The 7,902-nt window shown below is 61.3% G+C and carries 8 protein-coding genes; 5 read left to right on the top strand and 3 right to left on the bottom strand.

Translation table 11 applies throughout. The annotated features are described in order from the left end of the window. Window positions 1-3 precede the first annotated feature (3 nt). Complete coding sequence (locus AU192_RS09935) at window positions 4-495, top strand: Dps family protein (RefSeq protein WP_064395590.1); 492 nt, start codon at window positions 4-6, stop codon at window positions 493-495. Between the two features lie 115 nt (window positions 496-610). Next, window positions 611-1,060, top strand: a complete 450-nt coding sequence (locus tag AU192_RS09940; protein WP_064395591.1) for an SRPBCC family protein — start codon at window positions 611-613, stop codon at window positions 1,058-1,060. Here AU192_RS09940 and AU192_RS09945 read toward each other — a convergent pair. The 3 genes from AU192_RS09945 to AU192_RS09955 all read right to left on the bottom strand — a co-directional run bounded on the left by AU192_RS09945 (window position 1,035) and on the right by AU192_RS09955 (window position 3,407). Beyond that, window positions 1,035-2,336 carry an adenylate/guanylate cyclase domain-containing protein gene (locus AU192_RS09945; protein ID WP_082694001.1) on the bottom strand — a complete coding sequence of 434 codons (1,302 nt, stop codon included), beginning with the start codon at window positions 2,334-2,336 and terminating at the stop codon, window positions 1,035-1,037. The genes AU192_RS09940 and AU192_RS09945 overlap by 26 nt on opposite strands. A 284-nt stretch (window positions 2,337-2,620) precedes the next feature. After that, the gene (locus AU192_RS09950) at window positions 2,621-2,902 is read right to left on the bottom strand and encodes a hypothetical protein (RefSeq protein ID WP_133148019.1); all 282 of its coding nucleotides are present in this window, start codon (window positions 2,900-2,902) and stop codon (window positions 2,621-2,623) included. A gap of 322 nt (window positions 2,903-3,224) precedes the next feature. After that, window positions 3,225-3,407, bottom strand: a complete 183-nt coding sequence (locus AU192_RS09955) for a YegP family protein (RefSeq protein WP_064395593.1) — start codon at window positions 3,405-3,407, stop codon at window positions 3,225-3,227. 375 nt (window positions 3,408-3,782) lie between these two features. Between AU192_RS09955 and AU192_RS09960 the strand changes: the two genes are divergently transcribed. The 3 genes from AU192_RS09960 (at window position 3,783) to AU192_RS09970 (ending at window position 7,798) form a co-directional block, all read left to right on the top strand. Beyond that, complete coding sequence (locus AU192_RS09960; protein ID WP_133148020.1) at window positions 3,783-4,247, top strand: hypothetical protein; 465 nt, start codon at window positions 3,783-3,785, stop codon at window positions 4,245-4,247. 716 nt (window positions 4,248-4,963) lie between these two features. Further along, entirely contained in the window at window positions 4,964-7,492 is a 2,529-nt protein-coding gene (locus AU192_RS09965; protein WP_064395595.1) for a tetratricopeptide repeat protein, read from the top strand. A gap of 51 nt (window positions 7,493-7,543) precedes the next feature. Then, a complete protein-coding gene (locus AU192_RS09970; protein ID WP_133148021.1) occupies window positions 7,544-7,798 on the top strand; it encodes a hypothetical protein in 255 nt (84 codons plus the stop codon). Window positions 7,799-7,902 lie beyond the last annotated feature (104 nt).

A 7,902-nucleotide genomic window follows, 5' to 3' on the forward strand; every position in this document is an offset into this window, starting at 1 on the left:
ATCATGACCACAACAACACGTCGTTCAGAAGCAGACATCCAGGCCTTCGAGGCCTCGCCGGAACTCAGCGACAGCCTGCAGCGGGTTCTGGTCGATCTGATCGAGCTGCAGCTTCAGGGTAAGCAGGCGCACTGGAACATCGTCGGCACCAACTTCCGCGACCTTCATCTACAACTCGACGAACTCGTCGACTTCGCCCGTGAGGGCAGCGACACCGTCGCCGAGCGGATGCGTGCGATGGAGGCCTGGCCCGATGGCCGGTCGGATACGGTCACCGCCGGCACCACACTGCCGCAGTTCCCCGCCTACGCGGTGAGCACGCAGGACGCGGTCGACCTGATCACGGGTCGGGTATACGCCGCGGTCGACACCATGCGTCAGGTTCACGACGCGGTGGACGCCGAGGACCCGACCACCGCCGACATCCTCCACCAGCTGATCGAGGGTCTCGAGAAGCTGGCCTGGCTGATCAAGTCCGAGAACCGCAAGGTCTAAGGGACTGCCGACGCCGCGACTGTGCGTTTCACGACGCCGGTCGCGGCGTTTTGCGTATGCAACGGCACAGTCGCGAAGGTGAGTCGTTTTCCGCGATCGGGGTATATCTTCCGCCGTGACTGTGACACGCGATATTCACGCTTCCCGTCAACAGGTCTGGGACGTCATGGCCGACGGGTGGACGTACTCACAATGGGTGGTCGGCAACAGCCGGATGCGTGCAGTCGACCCGAACTGGCCGGCGCCCGGGTCCGAGATCCGCCATTCGATAGGCGTCTGGCCGTTGTTGCTCAATGACGTCACCGTAGTGGAGAAGAGCGTGCCGCCCGAGGAGTTGGTCCTGCACGCCAAGGGCCGGCCTTTCGGGGGCGCGCGAATCACTCTGCGGCTGTACGACATTCCCGACGGATGCCGGGTGGAGATGACGGAAGTCCCGGTGAGCGGTCCGGCGGCGGTTATGCCCAGCAAGCTGTCCGACATCGCCGTCTACCCCCGCAACCGGGAGACCTTGTGGCGGCTGGCCTCGCTGGCCGAGCGGCTCAAACCGACTGAGGTCGACGACTGAGCGGTTCGAGTTCCACCGCGTCGCGCACGGCTGCGTCGTCGCGGCGTCCGACGAGGTACCACGTCGTCATGACGCCCTTGCCTTTGACTTCGACTTCGCCACGAGGCTCCAGCACGAAGGTGCTGCGCAGGCGTTCGTACACGTCCTGGGGCACCTGAATGCGTCCCTCGACGTCGGTGGTCTCCATTCGGGATGCCACGTTGACCGCATCGCCCCATACGTCGTAGAAGAACTTGCGGGCCCCGACGACCCCGGCTACGACCGGTCCCGTGGCCAGACCGATCCGCAACGGCACCTTGCGTCCGCGCGGGTCACGCAGGTCGGCGACGGCGTCGGCCATGTCGAGCGCCAGGCACGCCAGCGCTTCGAGGTGATCCGGCCGGGGATGCGGCACACCGCTGACGACCATGTACGAGTCGCCGCTGGTCTTGACCTTCTCCAACCCGTGACGGTCGACGAGCGCGTCCAGATCCGTGTATAGCCGGTCGAGGAAGCGCACCAGATCGCAGGGATTGGTGTCGCTGGCCCGCTCGGTGTACCCGGCGATGTCGGCGAACAGGATCGATGCGTCGTCGTACCTGTCGGCGATGACCGTGCGGGTCGGGTCCTTGAGCCGCTCGGCGATGGTCGAGGGCAGGATGTTCGCCAGCAGACGTTCGGAGCGTTCGTATTCGGCTTCCATCGCCAACCGCGCCCGGCGCAGCTCCCGGAGCGCGAACCACAGCGTGGCAACGACGAGGATCCACGCGGTGGCCACGGTGAGGATGAACGAGGTGGTGCGGGCCCAATCCGGTTGAATGCCGGTGTCTTCGGGGACGAGGTACTCCAGCGCCACCACCGTCGCCGCGCCCAACGCCGCCAGCACGCAAGCCAGCACGATGTGGTCGATGCCGAGAATGACCACCACGATCGCGGCCGCGGCGACGAAGTAGAACTGCAGCCCCGACCCGGTGCCCAACTGTATGCACTGGATCGCGATGGTCACGTACGCGACGGCGAAGAACACCAGGGGTGCGACAAGTTCGCCGAACCGGCACAGCAGTGGAATCGTCGCGAACGCCACGGCGCTGACGAGGCTGAGGACCGGGATCCACCACACCTCGACACCGACGAGCAGACCCTGAAAACCGAAGAAGGCGCTGATCGCCGCGCTGATCATTGCGGTGACATCGAGGACCCGGCGGCGTCGCACGGACCTTTCCGCGTGGTGCCGAACCCGGGCGGGCGTCCGGTTCTCCAGCGCCACGTCGGGCACGCAGACCGGCCGCAGCCTCATCTCCACGACTAGAGCGTAACGCCGAACGGGCTCGACCTGCTGATTCTCGGTGCCCTCGGTGAGACTCGAACTCTAAACCCGTGTCGCCACGACCGCGGTCAATGTCCCGTATAGGTGGTATGCCTGCGGGTTTGGCCTCAACCGAGTTCAATCCCGGTTAGCGGCGATGAATCGAGAATGTAGTCACCATGTAGTCACGCCGAACGCCTGTTCGCCAGGTCGCCGCTTTCCGCCATACGCCGCCGTCTCATCACACCGGCGCACGCGGCACGCGCAGGGATCGCTTACCCGGCCAGCGCGTCAGACCAGTCCCATACCGGGTCCTTCGGCCCGTCGTCGCGTACCCAGTCGATGTACTTCATGGCCGCCTCGACCTCGTGCGCACGTAGCTGGCACAGCTCGTAAAGAAACCGGCGCACATCGAAGCTGGGCATGGCATCCAGGAACGTGTTGGCTATGTCGGCAGCCGCCGAGATCAGTTCCACTTCGCAATTGCCGCCCAACCGGACCGCTTCGAGCGCAATGCCGATGGTGCCACCGACATCGTCGGCGACAGATTCATCCACGGTCATTCTTGTCCTCATCAGAATCGGCCGGAATTCCGGCAGTCGAGGCCCAGTCCATCTGATGGCCCCGCGTCCATAAGACCAGAAACCCTTGGCTAACTAGCGAAAATATTCGTTTTGAGCTGCCCGAATACCGATCTGTGGCAGGTTCGGCGCCAACGTTTCGGCGAACGAACCCGCGTCAGATGAGTCGCCGGGTCGGACGGGGATAGACCCGACGCCACCCCTCGCGGTGAAGTCAGTTGGCGTCGGTGGGTACATCCCCTGGATTGGCCGGGGTGAAGTCGATCTCGGGGATCAAGATGCCTCCGCTACCCAGTCGCTACTCGGTCAGGTCAGCGACCGTCGCGTCGGGCGCGTTCTTCTGCACCGAGGCGATGCCGTTCTTGGCGCTGGCCTTGGTGTCATACGCCTGGCTCACCGCGATGATTTCGCCGTTACCGGCCTTGAGATGGAACCGGTACTTGCCGGCCTTGTCTTTCAGGATTTCGAACTTGCCCGCCATCTCGGTCTCCCGTCGCCCAGCACGGTCTATGCGCCCCTTGACGGTAGCCAAGATGCGAGTCCACGCAGTCGGAACACGCCGGTCCCCCGAAGTTGATGTGGGCGTGCAACCTGACGGACACACCCTAACGAAGGGTCGAAGAAACCTTGGGCAACGTCGGCGGTTGCATGGTTCGTTGCATGCACAACGAACAGTGCTCGTAGGCGGCGCTGAGTGAGCCAGAGCAGCCGATCGGTGACTGGCGCGCCTGAGAGGAAATCACTACACGTCGTGTATTGCACAGAAGAGTTGGTCGGCCGCAGCAGGCAGTCTGTCCAGCCGGTTATCGGCGCCGCCACCAAGGTGGGTATCGACGGGACCACTTACGGTGGATGTGTGACTGAAACGACAAAGCAAAAGCGGACCACGTATCAAGTCGCCAAAGCCGGTGTGCAAAGCGTCGCTGCAGAGATCGAACGCCGAGGTGGCCACGCGACCCCAACCAAAGGCAACTATCTGCGCGCCAGCGATGCCGAGCACGGCCACACGATCGAGATTCGGGTCAAGACGAAGACGAGAGGCACATGGCAGACGAGCATCGACGACGGACGGCCAATGAAAGGACCGGAGAACCTAGATCAGTTCTGGGTGCTTGTAGACCTTGGCCCCAGTGAGGCTGAGTTCTATATCGTGCCTGCGTGGTGGATGGAAAACGACATCTACACCAATCACCAGCGATACCTAGATGAGCACGCTGGCCATCGGGCACAGAACGACCAGAGCAAGCACCACGCGATCCCGGTCAAGCGCGTCGAGCAGTGGAACGAGCAGTGGGACATTTTGGGCATCTTCCCGACCTAGGAATAACAAGCATCTAGAAAGGCGCTTACCGCCGCGCTAACTCGACGCGGACCGGCGGGTATGTTCCGAGCGGCAGAGGCAGGGGAGAAAAATTGGCGGTTGATGACCCAACCTGGATGGCGCTGTTGAGGACACCGCCGACGATTGCGCCGATGCCGCTGAGCGTTCGGCAAGGCTGTTGGCAAGTCCCCATTGGTCCGCTCCGCTCTCCTAGCAAGTATGGTTGGCAGTAGCGATGGCGTTCACTGAAACGGCGTAGGCCAAGTTCTTTAGGAGCCCCCGCGAGTCACTTGAGTTGGTTTCGGAGACGTGTCGTCACCGTGCCGATACCTTTGAACAGGTGAAGCCTGCAGTCCTTGACGCAATCGAAATGTCGCGGGACTTCCTGTGCGAGGGGTTTGAAGGAACTAGTGGACTGCCATCGGGTGGCGACTCAATCATGGGGTGAACGCCACAACCATGAACACGTCAACCCGCTGGACTGCGCATCGGAAATCGTCACCTGCTCGTCAAGTTGGCCAGCTTGTTGATATAGAACCGAGCTTTCAGCGACTCCTCACATCGGGTAGTGGCCCTTTAGTTCCGGACCACAAAGCGGGGAGGTCGAACTCTTGCGTAACCCTTTGACATCGAGTCTGCCCGCCGCATATCGAGCGGTCCCGACCAAGACAAAGCTTGCAATCTATGCCTCAGTTCTGGCGCTCGCCCAGGGCGCGATGGCCATGCTGGAGGCGCCCATGTGGGCGCGACTATCCGTTGCACTCGCCATCTCGGTGGTTGCGACAGGACAAGCGTTGTACGACTTGCACACTCGGAACCAAGAGAAGGCTGAGGCGCTAAGAAGGCTTCAAGAGGAGCAGGCGAAGATCGCCGCCACCCGGGAGCGCATTATTCGTCAGAATCTGCGGCTGTGGCCGGCGCCGACTATTGCAGAGGTTGACCCGCACGACCTCGGGGTGAAGCGATCCTCACTAGCGGACACATATCGAGAACCAGGCGGCATCATCGCCCCCTACGTCATGCGCGATGTCGATCGACGTGCCGCCGCACGCCTGCGAGCTTCAGGACTCCTTTTGCTCGTAGGTGTTCCGGCCAGCGGTGTTACGAGGACTGCTTACGAACTGGCACGTGCCGCTGCCCCGAAAGCCCGCGTCCTGGCGCCCTCGACACCGCATGGTCTTAGAATTGGCCTAGACAGCGACGTGTTCGCGGATATCCCAGCCTCTACGCAGGCGGTCTTGTGGCTTGATCAGATTGACCGGTTCGGCGGCGAGGGTGTGACTACAGCAATGCTCAGGGAATGCCGGTCGAAATCTGCGGGCATTCGCATCATCGCGACGATACGGTCAGGGCCGCGATACGCGGCGTGGACCGCTGTTTGTGCGGACGTGGCCACCGAATTTGGTCAACCAGTGCTATTGGAGCGCATTCCGTCGATCTCGGAGCGCGACCGGGCCGCTGAAATTTACCATGGCATCGATTTCAGCGAAGGGATTGCCGCTGCGTTCACTGTTGTTGCGGCGCTACTAGAACGAAAGACGACCGGTAATTTTGAGTGTCCCCATTCATCGTGCCCGGACGACTGTGCGGTAGCCCGCGCCGTCGTCGATATCGCAATGGAGTGGCGTCGAACGGGCATAACGCGATCATTGTCGATCACAACATTGTCAGAACTCGTCCAGCAACGATTAAACCAAACCTCCTCGCCCGACCGGGCCCATATATCCGACGCTATTGATTGGGCCGCCACCCCGTTGAATGAGGGCGCCGCGCTCCTGATCGTCACTCCGCATGAAGGCGAGCAAGCAGTTGTCGCGAATCAGGAGGTCGCCGACGTCATTGCGCCGGAGTCCGAGGGACCGTCCACCCTGGTGTGGTCGGCTGCATTGGATGCTGCCCTGAGGGCCAACGACTCGGATGCGCTCGGCCAAATAGGTTTTCGGGCGCACACAAGCGGCAGAAGCGAGATTGCGACGAGAGTGTGGTCAGCGATCGGAAACCTCGACGAGCCTGCCGCAAGATGGTTGGAGCTGGCGTATGAATTCAGCTTGAACCATCGCGACCTAGCCGGCACCTTAAGTCCAGCGATGCGACTACTGGAGCTTGCAAAGGCGGATTATGGGTCCACATCGCTGGAGGCATCTGCTCGCTTTTTGGCTCTGGGAATCGTGCTACGAGATATGGATAGGTTGGAAGAATCGATTTCGTTCCTCGAGGACGCCTTGGCAATTCGGGAATCCAGGCTTGCTTCAGATGACCCAGCCCTAGTTCCTGTCCTCGACAGTCTGGGGGCAGCGTATCTCGGATTGGGCCAGCATGTGCCTGCTGCTGCCTTGCTGGGGAGAGCGCTTGCGATCGTGGAGGCAGTGGAGGGATCCGGGGTTGCGGCCGCGACTGTTCTCGTGGACCTAGGCAACCTCCACGCTGCGTTGGGTGATGCCCAGAATGCTCGCAAGTGCTGCGAGGCGGCGCTTCAAATGCTTGAAAGTGCTCATGGACCCGATTCTTATGAGGTTGCTGCCGTTCGATGCAATCTGGCGAACATACATCTTGAACTCGGCAGCATCGATGAAGCTCAGCTCTTATATGAACACGCGCTGACCGGCATGGAGGCAGTTCTGGGGCCCGACCACGTCGACGTGACTAACTCACTGCTCGGTCTGGGTGCCGTATGGAAGCGGAAGGGTAGGCCTGATCTCGCGCTGGAACATTTGCAGCGTGCGTTGCGAATCCGGAGGCGGCTCGGAGAGGAGTCCACCCTAGTGGCAGACGCACTATCGAACCTCGCTGGGGCCTATAGCGCCCTTGGTGACTACAATAAAGCGCTCGAAATCTTCCATCAGGCGCTTCGGATTTTCGAGAGGCGGTTCGGCGCCGATCATCCTAAGTTACGAATTGTTATAAGTAACATAGGTGTGGCCTACGCACGGTCGGGAAGGTTGGCTCAAGCTCGGTCGCATTTCGAGCTGTCGCTGAGGCTTGCGGAGAAGTACCTGAGCGAGAACGATCCGGCGTTAGCCATCGAGTTGGATAACTTGGCCACTACGCTTCTTGAGCAAGGCCACGCATTAGAGGCAAAGCCCCATTTTGTGCGGGCGCTAAAAGTTTTGCACAATCGATTCCCGGCCGGCAGCCCGCTCACTCAGAAGATCGTCGCAACCCTCAGAGCTTTGGATCCTAGCCTGGTCATTCTCAACAATGGGGAATTTATAACTGCGAGCGAGCCCCACACCTCAACAAATTAAACACCATCAACCATCGCGGACGATCAATGGCACCGCCCCTGGGAAGGGCAGGTGGCGGAAGCCCGTCGAAAGTATGGTCACAAGACGTTCGACGACGTGGCCGACCACTGGCTCAAGCCGAGCGCGTCTCAGCGCATTTTGCGCAATTACGCCGTGACCTACTTCAGCCGGACAATCGAGCGGCGCTCGGGCCCTTGCGAGCGCCTTGCCGCCCTTACCGGTCAGCGTGCCAACCAGTCGGCGAGTGCCCACAAGCAATCATCGCGCCGAGAAGCCGACGCCATTACGCAGTTCGTGTCGGCCTGAGCGCCGATCCGAAAGTCGTACTCGAAGTGGCGTGTTCCCGGTGATTGAGTCCAACCAGTTTTAGAGTCCTGTGGCCCGATGTCGGGCCGGAAGGGACGATGAAA

This window comes from Mycobacterium lehmannii (assembly GCF_001499925.1).
Lineage (GTDB): Bacteria > Actinomycetota > Actinomycetes > Mycobacteriales > Mycobacteriaceae > Mycobacterium > Mycobacterium lehmannii.